The following is a 21,755-nucleotide window of genomic DNA, read 5'->3' as shown; positions in this document are numbered from 1 at the left end:
GTTTAGTTTTTCTTGTCTTCTATTCTTATATCTTCCTTGGAAGGTGTATCCGATACTTTTACAATGTTCTCAATAATAATTATTTCGGGCCAACCTTCTCCTCCTGTTGTAACGACAGGGTTTTTAGCGATCTTTCCCTGTACCGTTACCGGAACCATATCAAATTCATCTTTTTTTATGGGTTCAACCCGCTTTGCGAGTTCACGTCCAATATCGTCCATGTGTACACCGTAAATAAATGATTCACCCTTTAAGACCGCTCCGTCTTCAGTGCGAATAAATTCACCATTGATCAATGGTTTTCCCGCGATGATATTCGTTTCACCGTCCTTTAGGGTTTCTTCGGCTTGATCTTCTGTTTCGGTATTATTTTCTTCCTGATTCTTACAGGAAATCATTACTGCGAAAAGAACGAATACGTAAACAATTTTTCTCATAGTATTTAAAAGTTTTGCGATAATATTATTCCAAATTGTAGCCTATCCAACCGACCCTTCAAGGCTTATTTCCAATAATTTTTGCGCTTCTACGGCAAACTCCATAGGAAGCTTATTTAACACCTCTTTACTGAATCCGTTTACAATAAGGGCAATTGCCTTTTCCGTATCAATACCTCGCTGATTACAATAAAAGATCTGGTCTTCGCCAATCTTACTGGTGGTTGCTTCGTGCTCTATTTGAGCGCTTTTATTTTTAACTTCTATATACGGAAAAGTATGTGCACCGCAATTATTACCCATTAAGAGTGAATCACATTGTGAAAAATTACGGGCATTGTCGGCTCTGGGGCTTATTTTTACCAATCCGCGATAACTATTTTGTGATTGTCCGGCCGATATGCCTTTAGAAATGATCGTACTCTTAGTATTCTTGCCCAAGTGGATCATTTTAGTTCCGGTATCTGCTTGCTGATAATTGTTTGTGACAGCGATGGAATAAAATTCACCTATAGAATTATCGCCTTTTAGAATACAACTAGGGTATTTCCACGTAATGGCACTTCCGGTTTCTACCTGAGTCCATGATATCTTAGCGTTCCTTTCGCAAATACCTCGTTTGGTAACAAAATTATAGACTCCGCCTTTTCCGTCTTTCCCTCCTGGGTACCAGTTTTGAACGGTAGAATATTTGATTTCTGCATCGTCTAGAGCGATGAGCTCTACCACGGCGGCATGTAATTGGTTTTCGTCTCTACTTGGCGCAGTACAACCTTCTAAGTAACTTACATAGCTGCCCTTGTCTGCTATTACCAGAGTACGTTCAAACTGACCTGTACCGGCCTGATTAATTCGAAAGTAAGTGGAAAGTTCCATAGGACACTTCACTCCCTTTGGTATATAACAAAACGATCCGTCACTAAAAACAGCACTGTTTAGGGCGGCATAAAAGTTATCTCTTTGAGGGACAACCGTTCCAAGATATTTTTTTACCAGTTCGGGATGTTCTTTTATCGCTTCGGAAATCGAACAAAAGATGATCCCTTTTTCGTTAAGGGTCTTTTTAAAGGTTGTTGCTACCGAAACCGAATCCATTACAATATCCACAGCAACTCCCGCAAGTTTCTTTTGTTCATCCAAAGAGATACCTAATTTCTTAAAGGTTTCCAGCAATTCCGGATCTACTTCATCAATACTGTCGTATTTGGGTTTTTTTGAAGGAGCCGAATAATAAGAGATATTCTGAAAGTCCGGTTTTTTATAGGTAACATTAGCCCATTCCGGCTCTATCATTTCTTTCCAGTGACGAAAAGCTTCCAGCCGCCATTCAGTCATCCATTCGGGTTCTTCCTTTTTAGCTGAAATTGCCCGTACGATATCCTCATTTAAACCCACAGGAAAAGTATCAGATTCTATATCGGTATAAAATCCATACTCGTATTCCTTGGTTTCGAGTTCTTTCTTTAAGTCGTCTTCAGTAAACTTTCCCATTGTATTTTTCAGCATTTTTTACAGAGAAAAACTTTCTCCACATCCGCATGTTCTGTTCGCATTAGGGTTATTAAAAACAAACCCTTTTCCATTAAGCCCTCCGCTGTATTCCAACGTAGTTCCAACCAAATAAAGAAAGCTCTTTTTATTTACAACGATCTTTACCGGACTGTCTTCAAAAACCTTATCCTCTTCATCGGTATTCTTATCGAAGGTCAGTTCATAAGACAACCCACTGCAACCACCACTCTTCACGCCAACGCGTACAAAGTCCTGTTCAACCTCAAAGCCTCCTTCAGACATGAGTTGAGATATTCTGGATTTAGCGTCGTTACTAACTTTTATCATTTAAAATAGATTAATTCTAAATTAGATGCAAATATACGGCAATTGCGCATTTAAACCATAGAGAGAAAAGAATTTAAGCCTATATCCGCATAGATTTAAGCAATACTTAACAAATAACACTGAAACTCAATTGCTTGTTGCGAAAATGTGGGATTTGTTGAAGGTTAATTCGGGTTTTGAAACGCAGGATTACTTATAAAAGACGGGTCTGAAAGTGTTAAGAGGAATGCCTTGAGATCTGCCTTGTCTTGTTCCGAAAGTTGTACCCCTCCTTGATCCACTTTCTTCATTAACGGGTCGATAGTGCTCGAATAAACCAATCCTTCACTGTAATGATTTATAACCTCTTCCAGAGTCTCAAATCTTCCATCATGCATATACGGAGCTGTATAGGCAAGATTTCGCAATGACGGAGATTTAAAGGTTCCGAATTCTCTGGGATCACCCGTCACTTCCCCTCGCCCCCGGTCGGTAAAGGATTCATCCAGTCCGTTATTATGAAAAATATTATCGGTCCACAACGGACTGTTGGGATTTCCGTGACAATGAAAACAATCTCCCCGGTTTTCATCCATAAACACATTCAATCCGTTTAATTCGGAAGGTGTTAATTGTGCCGTACCCATTGTATATCTGTCGAATTTACTGTTCGCAGAGATTAGTGTTCTAACAAACTGCGCAATCGCTTTGGTCACCAATGTTCGATCGACCGTTGTCGTTCCGAAAGCATCTTGGAATAGTTCAGGGTATTCGGTGTCTGCCTGAATGGAAGCAACGGCTTCAGGCCAAGTATTGTGCATTTCAATGGGATCTTCAACCGGTTCCAGCGCCTGATTTTCAAGGGTCACCGCTCTTCCGTCCCAAAAGAAATTTTCGGTATAATTCCATGCCAGATTAAATAACGGCATAGAATTTCTTCTGCCGGCAATACCGTCGATACCAATACTGAATTGACGCGAGTCGCTAAACCCGCTGGACGGACTGTGACAACTCGCGCAGGCCATTGTATTGTCGGCAGAGAGAATAGGGTCGAAGAATAATTTTCGTCCCAATGCGACTCCTTCCACCGTTTGTGGATTATCTGCAGGAATCACTGGAGGAAGCAATTTATCTTCAAATAATGGGGGAACCTGTAATTCCAAAGGCGTCGCCATATATCCGTCATCACCGGATTCATCGTCCTTTTTACAGGAGATGAGCAAGCAAGTGATTAGGATATATAAAATGAAATTACGATTCATAATGTTGTTTAAGGGGTTACTACAGCACCAAGACTGAATGCGCTTCTACCGTTTTCAGACATCATGATCTGAGCATTGTAATTTGGCATCAACATAGAATGTAGTACGTTTAGATCCCAGGTATTCGGATTTTTAAACCATTCGGCAACATCCATTTCAATAGTAATGCCAACACCTTCAACGATCTGAATATTACCCAGTTCAACTTCAAAAGAAGTATCGGTAAGTATCATAGGCGTTACTGTATTGTCGGCCGCACGAATGGTATGGTATTGGTAACCGACTTCGGCCGAAGTATTATCAATAAATTTTCCTTCCAGACGCATATAGTGATATCCGCCTCCCAGCATCATTGGAACGTTCCATCCAATAGTATTAAGGTCCTGATACACACCATCCTGATTGTCCTCATCGTCGAATCCAAAGGTAAATGAAACCGCATAAGTTCCGGCAGGGATCGTAATATCCGGAGTAAAATTCATGTTGGTATTATTACGTACACTTATAAAGTTATAATCATCTGCCGCATAGACTTCCCCGGTAGTGGTATTAGTAAACGTAATATCGGAAATCAAATAATCTAATTTAGAAATACTCAATTCTTCACCGTTTTCATTTGTGTACTGAATTTGGTCGAAATCGGAATTAGTAATCACACTTCCCTCCCAGTTGTGTGAGAATGTAAAATCTACCGAAACATCTGCCGGAGGAGTAGCTTCATCATCATTGTTACAGCTAATAAGTACCACCGACAATATTAAAAAAAGGACATTTATTTTCATTTTCCTTAGTTGAATTAAGTTGATTATTATTTAATTTTTACAATTAGCAGATCATTAAAACCTCGATTATTCGTAACGTCAATATCATTACTTTCTGTATCCCCAACAAGAATTATTTTTCCATCTGCGGTTTGGTGGGCATCATTGGCAAAGTCGAGGTCGGATCCTCCAACATTCATCTCAAATTGCAATTCACCATCTTCATTGATAATGATGACCCAGGCGTCATTTTGGCCGTTATTGCTGGTGACATCACCATTGGCGCTTCGGGTTGCGCCGGAGATAAGGTAATTTCCGTCGCTCATAGCCTTAATGCTCTTTGCCGAATCAAATTCTGTGCCGCCAAAGGATTTTTCCCAGATCATTGCGCCATTATTATCAGAGAACTTTACAGCCCACAGATCTGCATTCCCTATTGGATTACTCACATCCTGATCGGTACTTCGGGCATCACCCACTAAGATATAGTTACCGTCCATGGATTTTGTTACAGCATAAGCCACATCAATTTCTTCCCCGCCAAAAGACTTCGTCCATAATTTATCGCCATCTGCATTAACCCGAACTACCCAATAGTCATAGGATCCCTTGCTGTCTGTAATGTCAAAATCGTCACTTTCGCTGGCGCCTACTAAAAGAAAGCCGCCGTCATCGGTTTCGAGAGCATCGTAGCTTCTATCGTTATTGGTACCACCAAAATATCTTCGCCATTCTTTATTACCTTCACTGTCCATTTTAATTCCCCAGAATTCTCCTACACCGTGCTGAACACTTCTTCCGTCGTCATTCCCTTGACCGTTACTTCCGGTTACATCCAGAAAACCGGTCGCAAAATATCCTCCGTCACTGGTCTGAAAAGTAGAAAAACACTGTTCACCACCTGCAAAACCATAATGCTGTTCCCATTGAAGATTACCACTGCGGTCGATCTTTACGATCCAATAGTCCTGAAAGCCTTCATTTCCACCTACATCGCCGTCACTACTTCGGCTAAATCCCGACAAAATATATCCTCCATCATTGGTCTTCCTTATACTCTGTCCTTCCTCATCATTACTTCCACCGTAGGTCTTACTCCACACTTTTTCACCATCGGCAGTCAATTTAAGGGCCCAAAAATCGCTGTTAAGATCTGTTTTATCGACGATGTCGCCATCATTACTCTTGGTAGAGCCAAAAACCACATATCCCCCGTCATTAGCTATCACCATAGCGGTTGCCTTGTCTTCGCCACTTCCTCCAAAGGTTTTGGAAAATTCAATAACACCTTCTAGGTCGATCTGAACCGGCGGATCGTCATCAGAGGGATTTTCATTTCCATTATCATCTTTTTTACATGAAAATAGCAATGTAATTGCGATAATTGGAAGCAAATACTTAAAGTTTGTAGGTAGCATAGATTTGTTTATTTAACGATCAATCTTTTGGTCGTATTGTTGTTTATTTTAAGAATGTATACCCCGGATGGGAGCGTTTCAATATTTATTTCTTCGGAAGTACTATCAGAAAAATTGAGACTTATTACTTTTTGCCCTATCACTGAATAAATATCGACACTTGAGATCGGTGTCAATTTCGATTGTAACCTTATTTTTTCGCTTGCCGGGTTGGGATAGATCGCAAAATCTGATGTTGAAGTTTCATCGATCGAAAGTGAAGGATCGCGCACTATAAAAAAGCCACCGTCCAGATTACTAATAATAATGTTTCCGCTGGCAAAATAGGGATACACGTTCCAGGCACCACTGTAACCCACCGAATTATTTGAAGGGTGAGAATCAAAATACGCTATTTCGGTCATGTTTCCATTGGCAATATCACTTATATCAATTACTCTAAGACCGGCGGTATAATTGGCAAGATAGAATTTATCACCGAGCACGTATCCATTATGGTCGATGGACCCTTCGGGGCCGAAATACTCAAAATCTGCCTGAGGATTGTCCAGATCAGTAAAGTCGAAAATTATAGATCGTGTGTTGAAACCCACATTCGATTCATCAAATTCATCACCGGCAATGAAATATCGCTGATCTTCGGTGAACCACCCCTGATGGGTGTATCCGATATTCGTGTAACCCACAGTGGCAATCGGTATCGGGTTCATTTTATCTGTTACATCTACTATGGCAATTTCATCGGTATTACAGCCTACATAAATTTCTTGACCGATGTAATCTGTATCGGGTCCGTTGTAGACAACTACCTGCGCGTCGTGCGTATATCCATTTAAGGAATATCCACCTGCCGCAACAGGGTTTACGGGATCCTGTAAATTGATGAAATGAGGTCCGCCCCCAAAAGTGTTCGTCCCAACGGCATAGGCAAAACCTGTCTCTTCATTGATTACAATATTGTGTGCATTTCCGAATCCGGAATAATGCCCATCGGGCGTAAAAGTCTCCGGAGGATTGGTAACCGATCTTAATCGGGTAAGGTCGAAGATCTGCATTCCATGACCGTTTGCTTCACTCACCATATATGCATGATTATTATAGACCTTGACGTCACGCCAAAGACTGCTTGATCCATTGTGCCCGGGTAGTTTACCGAGTATCACAGGATTAACCGGATCTGAAATATCTATAAATACGGTTCCGTTGTCCACGCCGGTTATAGCGTATTCTATTCCGCTAACAGGATCTGTCCATCCCCAGGAGTCATTTCCGGTGCTCCCCCCAAGTTGTCCTAAGGAAATTGTGGATTGCAGATCAAAACCATTACATGGAAATGATCCGGCCATTCCATTGTCACATGGGGTTTGACAAAATGCAATTGAAGTGGTGAGCGCCATGAACGCGAGTAATATTCTTTTCATAGTTGTTGTAGTATTAGAACGTTTTTTTAAACAACAAAGTACTAATTTATAACGACTTATGCTATAAGTTAGTACTTCATTTATGTCGCATAACTGCTTAATTCCTTACATTATTTAGAGAATCATTGTTTTATGACCTTTTTCGTCAACAAATTATTAAGTGTCATAAAATAAACGCCTCGCGGTAGCGCAGCAACATTGATCACCTTTTGATTTGTACTCAGGTTAGCTTCCGAATAGATCACTTTCCCGGAAACATCACTTAACGTAATGGAGGTTAGTTCAATATTGTTGGATTGTATAATAATTTCTTCTGTAGCAGGATTTGGATAAATTGCCAGACCCAATTCAAAATTTTCTTCAGTGACCCCAAGCACCTCAACAACGGTTAGCTCAAAACTACAGGAGGATGAATTGTTCTCATCGTCGGTAGTGTCGAAGGTAATAGTATAAGTGCCAACTGTTAACTGAGTTCCCGGGGCGATAGATTGATCAATGGTCAAATTCGATGTACAGTTATCTGTCGCGCTAACAGCGCCATTCGCTACAAAATCTTCAAGCGTATAAAACGACTCACCTGAATCATAAGCAACGGTAAAGTTTGCAGGGCAATCAATTTGAGGGCCTAAATCGTCTACTACGGTCACAGTAGCTGTACAAGAATCACGGTTTCCAAAATCGTCATATACAACAAGTTCTACTGTATTTGCTCCCAGATCTGAACAATCGAATGTGTCTTCACACAACAGGAAATACACAGTCCCGCTGTTATCTGAAGATCCATTGTCTAATTGGTCGCCGCTTATGGTCACAGAACCGTTGGCATCTAAGGAAACCGTAATATTAGAACAATTGGCTACCGGAGGGGTCGTGTCGGATACCTGAGCCTTCACAAGGATAAAGCCACGGTTTATATCGCTAATTACAATGTTGCCACTTTCAAAATATGGGTATACACTCCATGCACCGCTAAAACTTGCGCTGTTACTGGTTGGGTAGGTGTCGAAAGATCCTTCTTCAGAAATAGTTCCGTTAGCTATATCAGAAACATCGATCACTCTAAGTCCGGCGCGATAGTTAGCCATATAGTATTTGGTGCCTTTTACATATCCATTATGGTCAATGGCGGGAGTAGGACCACTATATTCAAAGAAAAGCTGTGGATCGTCAAGATCTTCAAAATCAAAAACAATGGTTCTGGTGTTAAAACCAACTCCCTGCTCATCTGTCTCGTCTCCAAGTAAAAAATATCTTTGGTCTTCGGTAAACCATCCCTGGTGAGTATATCCAACGTTTCCGTAGGAAATCGATGAAATATTCACTGGATTTGATTTGTCTGTGATGTCTGCAATGATCACTTCATCTTCATTACTTCCAATAAGGATCTCTCTTCCGGCGTAATCCTTATCCGGACCACAATAGATCACTACCTGTGCATCATGACTGTATTGATCCATAGCGTATCCACCTGCAGCGGTCGGGTTTGTGGGGTTTGAAATATCTATAAAATGTGGTCCGCCGTTAAATGTACTTGTCCCTACGGCATAAGCATAACCGCTATCTTCGTTTATTACTATATTATGGGCTCTTCCGAAGCCGTTGTAGTGCGCATCATTGTTGAAAGTTGCCGGAGGACTAGGCACATTTCTTAGTCGAGTAAGGTCGAAAACCTGCATCCCATGCCCGTTTGCCTCACTAACTATAAAGGCGTGATTATTATAAACTTTTACATCTCTCCAGGTACTGTTGGAAGTATGAGTTGGAAGCTTTCCAAGATATACCGGGGAGTTTGGGTTGCTGATATTTATAAATGCAGTTCCGTTATTTAAACCAACTATAGCATATTCATTTCCATTAGAAGGGTCTGTCCATCCCCATGAATCATTTCCGGCACCGGCATTTAAAGTGCCTAAAGAAATTTCAGATTGAAGGATGTAGCCGTCACAAGGATAGGGTCCCGCAGTACCACCCGTACATGGTGTTTGGGCAAACAATGAGGTAGTGCTGACTAATAACAGGGAGAGTAAAACTTTTTTCATTATATTTTTTTAGATTAGAAGTAGGTTGGGTTTAAAGGAAAATTCAATTATCAATTTGACAACAATATGTAAAATATTGCCAATTTAATTTAAAAAATGCTCAAAAAAGCTTTCAAAAATATGAAAACTTGAATAAGTCACCATAAAATATCTGTTAATTAATGTCTTGAAAATGATTTATCTGAGGGGTTTACGTTTTTTTCTTTATTATAAAAAGTCCCATGTTTATATCGCTTACAATAATATGTTCACTGTTAAAGAAGGGATACACACTCCATGCGCCGTTGAAAGAAGCTGCATTATTCGAAGGATGCGTGTCGAAAAACCCAATCTCCTGTAAATTACCATTGTTAATATCGGCCAGACTAATAATTCGGACTCCTGCCGTATAGTTGGCCTGAAAGAAAGTGTTTCCTTTTACATAACCATTGTGATCAATAGCAGTAGTAGGACCATAATACTCTCCCACCGTTTGAGGATCGTCTAGATCACTAAAATCAAATAAAATTGTTCTGGAATTAATTCCGAAGTTAATTTCATCCAGTTCATCTCCCAATAAAAAGTAAGACTGGTCATCGGTAAACCATCCCTGATGGGTATACCCGGTTTGCTGATATGTTATTGCCGAAATGTGCACCGGATTGTTCTTGTCTGTAATATCGACGATTACCACTTCGTTTTCGTTACTGCCAATGAGAATTTCTCTTCCGGTATAGTCGCTATCCGGACCGGTATAAGTGACAACTTGTGCGTCGTGACTATATGAATCCATAGAATATCCTCCTTCACCTACCGGATTGAGGGGATCCTGTATGTTTATAAAATGTGGGCCACCATTAAAGGTATCACTTCCTACGGCATAGGCATACCCCGAATTTGTATTTATAACAATATTATGAGCACTTCCAAAACCCGTATAAATGGCATCGGCATTGAAACTTGTTGGCGGATTTGCAACGTTTCGCAAGCGGGTTAAATCGAAGACCTGCATCCCGTGATTTGAAGCTTCACTTACCACAAAAGCGTAATTATTGTACACTTTAATGTCTCTCCATGCCGAATTTCCAGTTTGAGTCCTTAGTTTTCCAAGATATACTGGGTTTGCGGCATTCGAAATATCCACAAATGCGGTCCCGTTGTCAAGCCCCATTAGGGCGTATTCTTTGCCGCTGGAAGGGTCGGTCCATCCCCAAATATCGTTTCCTTCGCTTGCGCCAAATTCATCCAGCCCAATACGGTAGATGAGATCGTAATTATTGCAGGGAAAAACTCCGGCCATACCATTATCGCAAATTGCAGAAACCGGGATCATCACCGGATCGGGATCGGGATCGGGTATATCACCGTCATCGGTGTTTTGTTCCATGGGATCGGGGGCGTTATCATCTTTGTTACAGGAGAATATAAAACAGCTTAAAGCAAAGATTAATAAAATTTTTTTCATAACAGTCTTATTTTGATCGACGGGACAAGGTAATACGCCTTATTCCTATTTACAAGCACATCCTCACGTTATTTATAAATTACGGGTTTGAGCTGATGATATTTTTATTATAGGAAGCCGGTAGAAGGAGATATAACTCAAATTTCAGTCTGTTTATTCTTTTGAAGCTGTATTTTTGCATTCTAAATTGAAATGAATATGTTCGAGAATAAAGATCAGTCCAGAACGGGAATTGAAACTTTGGGAGAATTTGGTTTGATAGATCACCTTACCAAGAATTTTGAAATACAACATCAAAGTACAGTAAAAGGAATTGGGGATGATGCTGCCGTAATTGATTCCGAAGCGAATAAAAAAATGATCGTTTCGACCGATATGCTGCTGGAGGGGGTTCATTTCGATCTTAGTTATATGCCTTTAAAGCATTTAGGTTATAAAGCCGTGATGGTCAACCTTTCCGACATTTATGCAATGAATGCCATAGCGAAACAGATCACCGTGTCTATAGCGGTTTCTAACCGCTTCCCGGTGGAAGCTTTGGAAGAATTATATGAAGGGATCGCAGCAGCCTGTAAAATTTACAACATTGATCTTATAGGTGGAGACACTACATCTTCCACCACCGGATTGCTTATTAGCATAACAGCAATTGGTGAAGCAAAGCAGGATGACCTTGCATACAGAGACGGTGCCAAAGAAAATGACCTGCTTGTGGTAACGGGAGATTTAGGAGCTGCCTATCTGGGGTTGCAGGTTTTGGAAAGGGAGAAGAAAGTGTTTGAGGTAAATCCTGCTGCGCAACCCGATCTCGAAAATTACACCTATCTGGTAGAGCGACAATTGAAGCCTGAAGCGCGTAAGGATATCGTAACGTTATTAAATGAATTGGAGGTGAAACCTACGGCTATGATCGATATTAGCGACGGACTTTCTTCTGAGGTGCTACATATTTGTAAGAATTCCGGCGTTGGATGCAACGTTTATGAGGACAAGATCCCGCTGGATCCTCAGGTGATCGCTACCTGTGAAGAATTTAATATTGATAGTACCACCATCGCATTAAACGGAGGGGAGGATTATGAGTTGCTGTTCACTATTTCGACAGAGGATTTTCCGAAGATCAAAGCCAATCCGCACTTAACGGTCATTGGACATATTACGCACCAAAAAGAAGGGGTGCATCTAATTACCCGTGCAAATACAAAAATACCCATTATTGCCAGAGGGTGGAACGCCTTGGAAAGTGAATCAGGCTCCTAGTTTTGTTTTCTGAAAGTAGTGTTCGAAGAACTGGTTGTTCTTTTTCCAGTAACTGTTGAGTTCTACCAATCTTCCGTAGCCGTCGGTAGTAAATTTCTTCTTGCAGTTTGAGCATTCAAACTGTTTAATATGAATATTCTCCGTACTGATATTCGTAAATGAATGTCGGTTGAGTTTACAAAGAAGGAGTTTCATTATGCTGAAATTCTTTGGGTTCTTTTCTGAAAAAAAGTGGCTACGCAGGTATTGATCTGTTTGATCTTATACGTTAGTTCTTCTAGCTTTCCTGCGGGGCTGTCTGTAACTTCACGCCCACAATGAGAACATTTGTATTCGTTAATGTGATTGGTTACTTTACGGGTAATAATGTAGTCATGGCCGAAAGTATTACAGACTAATCCATACAGCGAAAAAGAAGCTTTTGGGGAGGAATCTTTCATTGGTTACGTTTTTTGTTGAGTTAAATATATACTTTTTTCTGAATAAAATCGATTAAAAGTAAAATTAATCGATAAAAAGCATAATTTTAACAACTTCCTCATAATTTTCCGTTAAAGTCATATGTCCGGATTCCACTTTTATAAGAGGTGTTTCGCAGTGCTTTGAAAGAATTTCTGAAACCTCTAATGGAATAATAGGATCTTTGGTTCCGCAGATCATATATTTTCTCTTTTTGAAATGCTTTAATACCGAAGTGCGATCCTTTCGGTCGCGCATTCCACGAATGCCCGCAATAATACCATGTACCGGAAAAGACAAGGCTTCCTTTTTTAATGCGGCTATTTCTGAAGCAAACTGCTTTCTCGATGTTTCAGCAAACAAATTTGAAATCGCCATTTGAATAAATCCCTTAGGGTTCACCAGCATAAGTTCGATGGCGCGATCCCGGTTTTGTTTACGTTCCGGCGAATCCTCTGCGGGAGATGAATTTAGAAGAATCAGACTATCGGTTTTCTCGGGAAATAATTCGGCAAATGCCAAAGCCACATAACCTCCCATGGAGTGCCCGATAAATCCTGCGGTCCCGATCTTTTCTTTTTGAAGTAACGCATTTACTGTTTCCGCCATTATTTCCATGGTATGAGTTTCATCTAAACACTCACTTTGCCCATGTCCCGGAAGGTCAATAGTAAGAACAGTATTCTTTTGAGCCAATGTCATCGATAAACGCTCCCACATTGTAGCGCTTTCCAGAAAACCGTGAAGCAATACCAATGCGGGTCCGGACCCCTTTCGGGTATAAAAGATCGAGGTTTCGTTAAATATCAGCTTCATTTTTTTATATTCGGCATGCAAATATCCACCAATGAATCACAGCAAGCAAACCTTTATCACCGCTTTTGCACTCTTTTCACTTTTCTTTGGAGCAGGCAATTTAATTCTTCCGCCTTTTTTAGGATATAATGCCGGTGAAAGTTGGATTTGGGTAACGCTTGGTTTTACAGTTTCTGCCGTGATTATCCCGATTCTCGCAATCTATGGCCATGCAAGATTACAGGGTACGATGCTCGATTTTGCAAACAGGGTTTCTCCTTGGTTTGCCCTAATGTTTGCTGTTTTCGTGTATGCGATCTCGATTGCCCTCCCTTCCCCGAGAACAGCCTCGGTAACTCATGAAATGGCGATTCAGCCTTATTTTGAGATTTCCTCCCTATGGACCAGTGCAGTGTATTTTTCCCTGGTACTGCTCTTTGCGCTTAACCGATCTAAAATACTGAGTATTATAGGGAAATTTCTAACTCCTTTAATTATTGTTATTCTTCTCGCTATTATCTGTATAGGAGTCTTTGGAACGATCGAACCGATGCGCCCCTCCAATCTTGAGAACGCCTTAACAGGAGGGATCATGGAAGGATACCAGACTTTTGACGCTATTGGAGGCGTTGTTGTAGGAGGTGTGATCGTTATTTCCTATGCCTTACAGGGAACATATAATTACGAAGAAAAGAAAAGTATGATCGCCAAAGCCGGCTTTTTTGCAGGATTGGGATTATTTTTAATTTACGGCGGACTCATCGCCTTGGGAGCAATGAACAGCGGAACGCTCCAGATTGAGAATCGAACACAACTTCTCAACCACTTAAGCACTCAAACACTGGGCAGTATAGGCACCGTCTTTTTAGGAGTGTTGGTCGCGCTGGCCTGTTTTACCACGGCAGTGGGTATAGTAACCGGAACTTCCGACTTTGTTAAGGGAGTGGCCGGAAATTCGCAACTGGCCTACAAGCTCACGGCCGTTTTCGGCTGTATTATTGGCGTTCTTGTAGGACAATTCAACGTAGGTTTTATTATCGACATCGCGGTTCCGGCGCTTCAGTTTATCTATCCAATAACAATTGTTTTAATTCTGTTAAATATTCTGAATAAGAAATATGCGTCTCCTGTGGTATTTAAGACTGTTACTATAGTGACACTTATTTTTTGCATCCCCGATTTTCTTCCCTTTGTCTTTTCCGAAGAAAATACAGCACCTATAAAAGCGTGGATCCCCTTAGCGAAAAACGGATTGGGATGGGTAGTACCCGCCCTTATCGCATTTGTGATTTCTAATTTATTTGTGGCAAAGCGAACAATTAATCCCACTGCATAACAGGTTTTGTTATAAGTTTTGTTCCTGAATTTTTAGAGATGCTTGATATAAGGTTGTCGGGTAATGAATAAATTCTGAAGCGGTTAATAACCACCCCATACTCTAAACCGAATCACAAGAAGGATCCCATCAATACGTTTGGGAGATTAGCTATTGGTGTTCATCAATGTTTCAATCTCTTCGGCCTCAATAGGGATATCCCGCATTAAGTTAAATGGTTCTCCTTTTTCCTGAATCACCACGTCATCTTCAAGGCGTATTCCGAAGCCTTCTTCAGGAATATAAATTCCGGGTTCTACGGTAAATACCATATTGGCCTTCATGGGCTCCCATAAGATACCGTAATCGTGAGTGTCGAGACCTATATGATGCGAAGTTCCATGCATAAAATATTTTTTGTACGCAGGCCAGTCGGGGTTTTCATTTTGTACATCGGCCTTATCCAACAGCTTTAAACCTATGAGCTCTGAAGTCATTAACTTTCCAACTTCAATATGATATTCTTTCCATAGGGTGCCAGGGACCAACATTTTGGTAGCTTCGTTTTTTACTCGATTTACAGCGCTGTAAACTTCCCTTTGTCTTTTTGTAAATCTTCCATTCACCGGAATGGTTCGGGACATATCGCTGCTGTAATTGGCGTATTCGGCTCCAACATCCAACAACAGCAGATCGCCATCCTTGCACTGCCGGTTATTTTCAATATAGTGCAAGACGTTGGCACTATTACCACTGGCTACTATAGGTGTATACGCAAAACCACGGGATCTGTTCCGAAGAAACTCATGCATAAACTCGGCTTCAATATCATATTCCCAAACTCCCGGTTTCAGAAAGCTTAAAACTCGCCTGAAACCTTTATTGGTAATGTCGCAGGCCGTTTGCATAAGATCGATCTCAATGGGATCCTTTACCGAGCGAAGACGTTGTAATATAGGATTACTCTTGGCCCAGCTATGTGCAGGAAATTTTTCCTTTGTCTTTTTTATGAAGCGGACCTCCCGGGTTTCGGTTTCAACAGATTGACGGTAATGTTCGTTGGTATTGAAATAAATCGTATCTGCTTGTGTCATCAATTCGAAAAAAACCTTGTCGAACTCCTTTAACCAATACACCGTTTTTATTCCACTTACCTCTAGAGCTTTTTCCTTGGTTAATTTCTCACCTTCCCAGACGGCTATATGCTCATTGGTTTCACGTAAGAACAAGATTTCTCTGTGTTTTTCTTCTACCGAATCGGGGAATAACAGTAGCATGCTTTCTTCCTGATCAACACCGCTTAAAAAGAAAATATCGCGTGACTGCTGAAACGGCATAGTGCTGTCTGCACTAATTGGATAAATGTCGTTACTGTTAAAAACAGCCAGGCTTTTAGGCTTCATTTGAGCAATAAATTCTTTGCGGTTTTTGACAAAAAGTGAAGGGTCGATCGGGTGATATTTCATGATGTATTTTTCTGAATTTTTTCAAAATTAAAAGAAATAGAGGGAATTATTTACCGATTAAATGATTTATTTCTGAACCCCGCTCTTAGCACGAGTTAAACAAGAAGTATATCATCTAAATTGTCAAACTCAGAATTAAATTTTGCAAACCAAGGGCATTTCAGTAATTTCAATTTTCTAAACACCAAACCATGAAGAGATATTTTCTTTTGCTTCTAAGCTTTACAGCCATTTCAGTATTTGCACAACAACCCGCAACTTCTGCTACTGATATAGAAAAGGCAATTCAACAAAAAGCGCAACTTACCCAAATGTCATTGGTTAAGAACTTACCTGTAAAAAACATAGGGCCTACCGTAATGAGTGGAAGGGTTGTAGGCTTTGCCGTAAATCCGGAAAATCCTGTAGAATTTTATGTAGGATATGCAAGTGGCGGGGTTTGGCATACTAAAAATAACGGAACCTCATTTACACCGGTTCTCGATAGTTCTCCTACTCAAAATGTGGGTAGTCTCGCAATGGATTGGAAAACGAATACGCTCTGGGTAGGAACCGGTGAGGTTAACGCTTCCAGATCCTCTTACGCTGGAATTGGGTTGTTAAGCTCAACTGACTATGGTAAAACATGGCAAAATAGCGGACTTAAGGATTCGCATCACATAAGCAGTATTTTAATTAATCCGAATAACTCGAATGAGCTTACGGTGGGTGTGGTTGGGCATTTGTATTCCACTAATTCTGAAAGGGGTGTCTTTAAAACACTTGATGGCGGAAAATCTTGGACAAAAACCTTATATGTGAATGATCAGTCCGGGATTATAGAGTTGGAACGCGATCCCAATAATTACAACATTATGTATGCTGCATCATGGGACAAGGATCGCAAGGCATGGAATTTTACCGGTAATGGAACCGGAAGTGCAATTTATAAAAGTGTCGATGCAGGCAATACCTGGAAAAAAGTTTCCATGGCGGGCAGTGGGTTTCCTACCGGTGAAGGCGTTGGAAGAATTGGGCTGGCAGTCGTTGATGCCAACACGGTATATGCCATTCACGACAATCAGGATCGCAGGGATGAGGACAACAAGGAGCGTGATGAGAGCGATATGCTTTCCAAAGACGATTTTAAGAGCATGACGACAGCAGATTTTCTGGCGCTGGACGATAAAAAGCTGGACAGGTATTTAAGAATGAATGGTTTTCAGGAAAAATATAAGGCCGAGAATGTAAAGAATATGGTTCGTGGAGGAACCGTAAAACCGGTAGATCTGGCAAAATATCTGGAAGATGCAAATTCGATGTTGTTCGACACTCCCGTGATTGGCGCTGAGGTTTACAAATCTACCGACGGGGGTAAAACCTGGAAAAAAACGCATGACGGATATCTGGACGGAATCTATTTTTCTTATGGCTATTACTTCGGAAAAGTCCATGTTGATCCTAATGACCCTAACGCAATTTATATCTACGGAGTTCCTATCTTAAAATCTAAGGACGGAGGAAAGACCTTCACTTCTATAAGCGCCGATAATGTACATGCCGATCATCACGCATTGTGGATCAATCCGAAAATGCCCGGACATCTTATTAACGGGAATGACGGGGGAATTAATATTTCTTACGACGACGGAGAGACCTGGATAAAGAACAATGCCCCCTCGGTGGGACAATTCTATACTGTAAATGTTGATTACGAAGAACCCTATAATGTTTACGGAGGCTTGCAGGATAATGGAGTTTGGGTAGGTGCTCACACTTATGAAGCCGGTAACTCATGGCATCAAAGCGGCCAGTATCCCTATGAGTCCATCATGGGAGGTGACGGAATGCAGGTACAGATAGATAGCAGAAACAGCGATATTGTTTATACAGGTTTTCAGTTCGGGAATTACTTTCGGCTAAATAGAAAGACTAACGAAACTACCTACATACAACCTAAACATGAATTGGGTGAAAGTCCGTATCGCTTTAACTGGCAAACTCCAATTTTGCTTAGTCCGCACAATCAGGATATTTTATATCTGGGCGGAAACAAGTTGATGCGAAGTATGAACAAAGGCACCGACTGGGAGGCCATTTCGGGGGATCTTACCAAAGGAGGCAAGCCGGGCAATGTGGCTTACGGTACGTTAACAAGTATAAGTGAATCGCCATTTAAATTTGGGTTGCTATATGCCGGAAGCGATGATGGAATGGTACATGTTTCCAGAGACGCAGGCGGAAACTGGGTTAATATTTCCAATACTTTCCCCAAGGATCTTTGGGTAAGCCGGGTGATTGCTTCACAGCATAAATTAGAGCGTGTCTATGTTACATTAAATGGCTATCGTTGGGATGATTTTAAGCCTTATGTGTTCGTAAGTGAAAATTATGGTCAAAGCTGGAAGAACATTAACGGAAATCTACCTGCCTCCCCGGTTAATGTTATAAAGGAAGATCCTGTAAATGAGAATATACTGTATTTGGGAGCAGATAACGGGGCTTATGTGAGTTTTAACCGTGGAGAAAGCTGGGAAGTATTTAATGAAGGCCTCCCTAATGTAGCCGTTCACGATATGGTGGTTCAGTCTAAAGCCAAAGATCTGGTTCTAGGAACGCACGGACGGTCTATTTATGTAGCAGATGTTTCTTTGTTACAGCAACTTAACTCGGAAAACATGAATGAGATTGTGGTGGCAGAAATCGCACCAATTAGAAGTTCACGAAGATGGGGAAGCAGATTCAGTCCGTGGAACGATGCTTTCGAACCTTCAGTGAACATTCAGTTCTTTAGTCCAAGTAGTGGAAAAGCAACGATAACAATTCAGTCGGATGACGGATCACAATTACAACAAATTAAAGTGGATGCTGTAAAGGGGGTAAATGTAGTTGAATACGATCTCACACTTTCAGAAAAAGGACAAAAGTCACTGGAAAAATCCGGTACAAAGATGAATAGGGCAGATAATGATAAATACTATTTAGCCAAAGGAGATTATAAAATTGAAATTTCTGTTTCCAATAAAGAAGGGGCCGGGAAATTAACTATCGAATAAGCAGACTTATAATATTAGTTGCAGGTGTTGATTTTAAAATCGGGATTTGTGTTTAGTTTTATATTAAGCCTTAAATGTTTGGCTAAAATTAGTTTCAGCCGTATTTTTGTATACCAATTCTTGAAAAGAAAACCATAATGGGAATATTATCCTCTTCAATTGCTCGAAAAGTCGCAATGGCACTTTCGGGTTTATTTCTTGTATTTTTTCTCGCGCAACATTTTACGATAAACCTTACCTCAGTGATCGATCCGGATACATTTAACAACTGGTCACATTTTATGGGTACCAACGGACTGGTTCAATTTGTCTTACAACCCATACTGATGATAGGGGTACTGTTTCATTTTATAATGGGAATCGTGCTGGAAGTAAGAAACCGCAATGCCAGAGCCATTAGTTACAAAGAATTTAAAGGACACCGAAATTCAACCTGGGCCTCCAGAAATATGATCATATCGGGTCTTGTGATCCTTGCGTTTCTGGGCTTGCATTTTTATGATTTCTGGATTCCGGAAATGATTCATAAATATGTGGAAACCCACCCCGAGGATCCTACCCGTTATTATGCAGAAACTGTTCATAAATTTGAAAGTCCTGTGCGTGTCGGACTCTATGTCTTGGCATTTGTATTACTCATCTTCCACCTGTGGCACGGGTTCTCATCCTCTTTTCAAAGTGTAGGTTTCAATAATAAATACTCCAAAGGTTTGCGCTTGTTCACACAAGTGTATGCTGTGGTGATACCTCTCGGCTTTATTTTTATTGCCATCTATTTACATTTTAATCAAATACCCCACTAAACGCTATACCATGTCGAAATTAGATTCTAAAATACCAAAAGGACCCTTAGACGAAAAGTGGACAAATCATAAAAACAACATTAATCTCGTCAATCCGGCGAACAAACGGAATATTGATGTGATCGTGGTTGGTACCGGACTCGCCGGAGGAAGTGCTGCCGCAACATTGGCCGAGTTAGGGTATAATGTAAAAACGTTCTGTTATCAGGATTCTCCCAGACGTGCACACTCAATCGCTGCACAAGGAGGGATCAATGCTGCTAAAAACTATCAGGGTGACGGGGATTCTACTTACCGACTTTTTTATGATACCATTAAAGGAGGGGATTACAGGTCTCGCGAAGGAAATGTATATCGTCTTGCAGAGGTTTCGGCAAATATAATCGATCAGTGCGTTGCTCAAGGGGTACCGTTTGCAAGGGAGTACGGCGGACTTCTGGATAACCGATCTTTTGGGGGCGTTTTAGTGTCACGTACCTTTTATGCCAAGGGACAAACAGGACAGCAGTTATTGTTGGGGGCTTACGCAGCCATGAACCGCCAGATTAACAGAGGAAAGATCACTCCGTATAACCGCCATGAAATGTTGGATCTTGTCGTGGTGGACGGTAAGGCCAGAGGTATTATTGCCAGAGATCTGGTAAGTGGAAGCATAGAACGACACTCGGCTCATGCCGTAGTAATTGCCTCAGGAGGATATGGAAATGTATTCTATCTGTCAACAAATGCCATGGGAAGTAATGTCACAGCTTCCTGGAAAATTCACAAGCGGGGTGCTTATTTTGCGAATCCTTGCTATACACAAATTCACCCTACCTGTATTCCGGTTTCAGGGGAGCACCAATCCAAACTAACCTTAATGTCCGAATCGCTTCGGAATGACGGACGTATTTGGGTTCCGAAGAAAAAAGAAGATGCTATTGCCATACGTGAAGGTAAGAAAAGACCGGTAGAGCTTTCAGAAGAAGAAAGAGATTATTATCTGGAACGAAGGTATCCATCCTTCGGAAATCTTGTTCCTCGTGATGTGGCTTCCAGAGCAGCGAAGGAGCGATGTGATGCCGGATTTGGGGTCAATAAGACCGGGGAAGCGGTGTTTCTCGATTTTGCTTCAGCCATCGAGCGCTACGGAAAGGAAGCAGCAGCAGTTGAAAAGATCGAAAACCCTTCCGAAGAAAAGATCAGAGAATTAGGAGAAAAGGTTATTGAAAATAAATACGGAAACCTCTTTCAGATGTATGAGAAGATCGTAGATGAGAATCCGTATAAGACTCCCATGAAGATCTATCCTGCCGTACATTACACTATGGGAGGTATCTGGGTGGATTATAACCTGCAAACTACCATTGAAGGTTGCTACGGAACCGGAGAAGCTAATTTTAGTGACCACGGAGCAAATCGTTTAGGAGCTTCTGCTTTGATGCAGGGATTGGCAGATGGTTATTTTGTCTTACCGTACACCATTGGAGATTATCTTTCTAAGGACATACGAACAGGAAAAATATCAACCGATCTTCCCGAGTTTGAAGAAGCAGAGAAGAATGTTCGTGACCGTCTTGAAAAGCTTATCAATAACAACGGAAGCAAATCTGTAGACGATTTTCATAAACGGCTTGGAAAGATCATGTGGAACAAAGTAGGAATGTCTCGAAATGCGCCCCACTTAAAAGAGGCTATTCAAGAGATAAAGGCATTGAGAGAAGAATTCTGGAAGGATGTAAAAGTACCTGGCAGTATGAACGAAATGAACCCCGAACTTGAAAAAGCAGGACGGGTGGCAGATTTTCTGGAACTAGGAGAGTTATTTGCCAAGGATGCCTTGCACCGAGAGGAGTCCTGTGGAGGACATTTTAGAGAAGAGTATCAAACTGAAGAAGGCGAAGCCCTGCGCGATGATGAGAATTTTATGTACGTTGCCGCCTGGGAATACAATGGAGAACCCTCGGAGGCTATCTTACACAAGGAAGAATTGGAATACGAAAACATCGAGGTGAAAACCAGAAGTTATAAGTAACAAAATAG

The 21,755-nt window shown here is 41.1% G+C and carries 18 protein-coding genes; 5 read left to right on the top strand and 13 right to left on the bottom strand.

What is annotated here, in order from left to right; all coding sequences use genetic code 11:
* Positions 1-2: 2 nt before the first annotated feature.
* The 9 genes from ALE3EI_RS03850 to ALE3EI_RS03810 form a co-directional block, all read right to left on the bottom strand.
* Entirely contained in the window at positions 3-437 is a 435-nt protein-coding gene (locus ALE3EI_RS03850; protein ID WP_186991016.1) for a hypothetical protein, read from the bottom strand.
* Positions 438-479: 42 nt separating this feature from the next.
* On the bottom strand, positions 480-1,928 hold the full coding sequence (gene sufB / locus ALE3EI_RS03845; RefSeq protein ID WP_186991014.1) for a Fe-S cluster assembly protein SufB: 1,449 nt from the start codon (positions 1,926-1,928) through the stop codon (positions 480-482).
* Positions 1,929-1,946: 18 nt separating this feature from the next.
* Complete coding sequence (locus tag ALE3EI_RS03840; RefSeq protein ID WP_186991011.1) at positions 1,947-2,276, bottom strand: HesB/IscA family protein; 330 nt, start codon at positions 2,274-2,276, stop codon at positions 1,947-1,949.
* Positions 2,277-2,440: 164 nt separating this feature from the next.
* Positions 2,441-3,517, bottom strand: a complete 1,077-nt coding sequence (locus ALE3EI_RS03835) for a cytochrome-c peroxidase (protein WP_186991009.1) — start codon at positions 3,515-3,517, stop codon at positions 2,441-2,443.
* Between the two features lie 8 nt (positions 3,518-3,525).
* Positions 3,526-4,299 carry an MbnP family protein gene (locus tag ALE3EI_RS03830; RefSeq protein WP_186991008.1) on the bottom strand — a complete coding sequence of 258 codons (774 nt, stop codon included), beginning with the start codon at positions 4,297-4,299 and terminating at the stop codon, positions 3,526-3,528.
* 26 nt (positions 4,300-4,325) lie between these two features.
* Complete coding sequence (locus tag ALE3EI_RS03825) at positions 4,326-5,696, bottom strand: hypothetical protein (RefSeq protein WP_186991006.1); 1,371 nt, start codon at positions 5,694-5,696, stop codon at positions 4,326-4,328.
* A gap of 8 nt (positions 5,697-5,704) precedes the next feature.
* Positions 5,705-7,117, bottom strand: a complete 1,413-nt coding sequence (locus tag ALE3EI_RS03820; RefSeq protein WP_186991005.1) for a choice-of-anchor B family protein — start codon at positions 7,115-7,117, stop codon at positions 5,705-5,707.
* 122 nt (positions 7,118-7,239) lie between these two features.
* Positions 7,240-9,156 carry a choice-of-anchor B family protein gene (locus ALE3EI_RS03815; protein WP_186991003.1) on the bottom strand — a complete coding sequence of 639 codons (1,917 nt, stop codon included), beginning with the start codon at positions 9,154-9,156 and terminating at the stop codon, positions 7,240-7,242.
* Between the two features lie 190 nt (positions 9,157-9,346).
* Entirely contained in the window at positions 9,347-10,600 is a 1,254-nt protein-coding gene (locus ALE3EI_RS03810) for a choice-of-anchor B family protein (protein ID WP_186991001.1), read from the bottom strand.
* Positions 10,601-10,798: 198 nt separating this feature from the next.
* Here ALE3EI_RS03810 and thiL point away from each other — a divergent pair, with 198 nt between their 5' ends.
* Positions 10,799-11,860 carry a thiamine-phosphate kinase gene (thiL, locus tag ALE3EI_RS03805; RefSeq protein WP_186990999.1) on the top strand — a complete coding sequence of 354 codons (1,062 nt, stop codon included), beginning with the start codon at positions 10,799-10,801 and terminating at the stop codon, positions 11,858-11,860.
* Here thiL and ALE3EI_RS03800 read toward each other — a convergent pair.
* From ALE3EI_RS03800 to ALE3EI_RS03790, 3 genes are all read right to left on the bottom strand, one after another.
* Positions 11,849-12,055, bottom strand: coding sequence for a hypothetical protein (locus tag ALE3EI_RS03800; protein ID WP_186990997.1), 207 nt, complete (start codon positions 12,053-12,055; stop codon positions 11,849-11,851). The two genes, thiL and ALE3EI_RS03800, sit on opposite strands and share 12 nt — an antisense overlap.
* Positions 12,055-12,300: a hypothetical protein gene (locus ALE3EI_RS03795; protein WP_233279993.1), complete on the bottom strand. Its 246-nt coding sequence runs from the start codon at positions 12,298-12,300 to the stop codon at positions 12,055-12,057. The genes ALE3EI_RS03800 and ALE3EI_RS03795 overlap by 1 nt, the downstream gene beginning before the upstream one ends.
* Positions 12,301-12,364: 64 nt before the next feature.
* Positions 12,365-13,135, bottom strand: a complete 771-nt coding sequence (locus ALE3EI_RS03790) for an alpha/beta fold hydrolase (RefSeq protein WP_186990994.1) — start codon at positions 13,133-13,135, stop codon at positions 12,365-12,367.
* 31 nt (positions 13,136-13,166) lie between these two features.
* Here ALE3EI_RS03790 and brnQ point away from each other — a divergent pair, with 31 nt between their 5' ends.
* A complete protein-coding gene (gene brnQ, locus ALE3EI_RS03785) occupies positions 13,167-14,450 on the top strand; it encodes a branched-chain amino acid transport system II carrier protein (protein ID WP_186990992.1) in 1,284 nt (427 codons plus the stop codon).
* Positions 14,451-14,596: 146 nt separating this feature from the next.
* Here brnQ and ALE3EI_RS03780 read toward each other — a convergent pair whose 3' ends face one another.
* Complete coding sequence (locus tag ALE3EI_RS03780; protein WP_186990990.1) at positions 14,597-15,895, bottom strand: aminopeptidase P family protein; 1,299 nt, start codon at positions 15,893-15,895, stop codon at positions 14,597-14,599.
* 191 nt (positions 15,896-16,086) lie between these two features.
* Between ALE3EI_RS03780 and ALE3EI_RS03775 the strand changes: the two genes are divergently transcribed.
* From ALE3EI_RS03775 to ALE3EI_RS03765, 3 genes are all read left to right on the top strand, one after another.
* Positions 16,087-18,930 carry a WD40/YVTN/BNR-like repeat-containing protein gene (locus ALE3EI_RS03775; protein WP_186990988.1) on the top strand — a complete coding sequence of 948 codons (2,844 nt, stop codon included), beginning with the start codon at positions 16,087-16,089 and terminating at the stop codon, positions 18,928-18,930.
* A gap of 134 nt (positions 18,931-19,064) precedes the next feature.
* Positions 19,065-19,733, top strand: coding sequence for a succinate dehydrogenase cytochrome b subunit (locus ALE3EI_RS03770; protein ID WP_186992287.1), 669 nt, complete (start codon positions 19,065-19,067; stop codon positions 19,731-19,733).
* A gap of 10 nt (positions 19,734-19,743) precedes the next feature.
* Positions 19,744-21,747 carry a fumarate reductase/succinate dehydrogenase flavoprotein subunit gene (locus ALE3EI_RS03765; RefSeq protein ID WP_186990987.1) on the top strand — a complete coding sequence of 668 codons (2,004 nt, stop codon included), beginning with the start codon at positions 19,744-19,746 and terminating at the stop codon, positions 21,745-21,747.
* Positions 21,748-21,755 lie beyond the last annotated feature (8 nt).

Origin of the sequence: Constantimarinum furrinae (assembly GCF_014295415.1) — a bacterium.
GTDB lineage: Bacteria > Bacteroidota > Bacteroidia > Flavobacteriales > Flavobacteriaceae > Constantimarinum > Constantimarinum furrinae.
Note: the sequence above shows the minus strand (reverse complement) of the source record. Positions and strands in the feature narration are given on the sequence as shown.

What these genes read in the sequence shown, in the direction of transcription:
- ALE3EI_RS03830 (WP_186991008.1), bottom strand. Translation starts at nt 4,299, where the DNA reads ATGAAAATAAATGTCCTTTTTTTAATATTGTCGGTGGTACTTATTAGC.
- brnQ (WP_186990992.1), top strand. Translation starts at nt 13,167, where the DNA reads ATGAATCACAGCAAGCAAACCTTTATCACCGCTTTTGCACTCTTTTCA.
- ALE3EI_RS03800 (WP_186990997.1), bottom strand. Translation starts at nt 12,055, where the DNA reads ATGAAACTCCTTCTTTGTAAACTCAACCGACATTCATTTACGAATATC.
- ALE3EI_RS03795 (WP_233279993.1), bottom strand. Translation starts at nt 12,300, where the DNA reads ATGAAAGATTCCTCCCCAAAAGCTTCTTTTTCGCTGTATGGATTAGTC.
- ALE3EI_RS03820 (WP_186991005.1), bottom strand. Translation starts at nt 7,117, where the DNA reads ATGAAAAGAATATTACTCGCGTTCATGGCGCTCACCACTTCAATTGCA.
- thiL (WP_186990999.1), top strand. Translation starts at nt 10,799, where the DNA reads ATGTTCGAGAATAAAGATCAGTCCAGAACGGGAATTGAAACTTTGGGA.
- ALE3EI_RS03775 (WP_186990988.1), top strand. Translation starts at nt 16,087, where the DNA reads ATGAAGAGATATTTTCTTTTGCTTCTAAGCTTTACAGCCATTTCAGTA.
- ALE3EI_RS03780 (WP_186990990.1), bottom strand. Translation starts at nt 15,895, where the DNA reads ATGAAATATCACCCGATCGACCCTTCACTTTTTGTCAAAAACCGCAAA.
- ALE3EI_RS03815 (WP_186991003.1), bottom strand. Translation starts at nt 9,156, where the DNA reads ATGAAAAAAGTTTTACTCTCCCTGTTATTAGTCAGCACTACCTCATTG.
- ALE3EI_RS03825 (WP_186991006.1), bottom strand. Translation starts at nt 5,696, where the DNA reads ATGCTACCTACAAACTTTAAGTATTTGCTTCCAATTATCGCAATTACA.
- ALE3EI_RS03850 (WP_186991016.1), bottom strand. Translation starts at nt 437, where the DNA reads ATGAGAAAAATTGTTTACGTATTCGTTCTTTTCGCAGTAATGATTTCC.
- ALE3EI_RS03765 (WP_186990987.1), top strand. Translation starts at nt 19,744, where the DNA reads ATGTCGAAATTAGATTCTAAAATACCAAAAGGACCCTTAGACGAAAAG.
- ALE3EI_RS03790 (WP_186990994.1), bottom strand. Translation starts at nt 13,135, where the DNA reads ATGAAGCTGATATTTAACGAAACCTCGATCTTTTATACCCGAAAGGGG.
- ALE3EI_RS03840 (WP_186991011.1), bottom strand. Translation starts at nt 2,276, where the DNA reads ATGATAAAAGTTAGTAACGACGCTAAATCCAGAATATCTCAACTCATG.
- sufB (WP_186991014.1), bottom strand. Translation starts at nt 1,928, where the DNA reads ATGGGAAAGTTTACTGAAGACGACTTAAAGAAAGAACTCGAAACCAAG.
- ALE3EI_RS03810 (WP_186991001.1), bottom strand. Translation starts at nt 10,600, where the DNA reads ATGAAAAAAATTTTATTAATCTTTGCTTTAAGCTGTTTTATATTCTCC.
- ALE3EI_RS03835 (WP_186991009.1), bottom strand. Translation starts at nt 3,517, where the DNA reads ATGAATCGTAATTTCATTTTATATATCCTAATCACTTGCTTGCTCATC.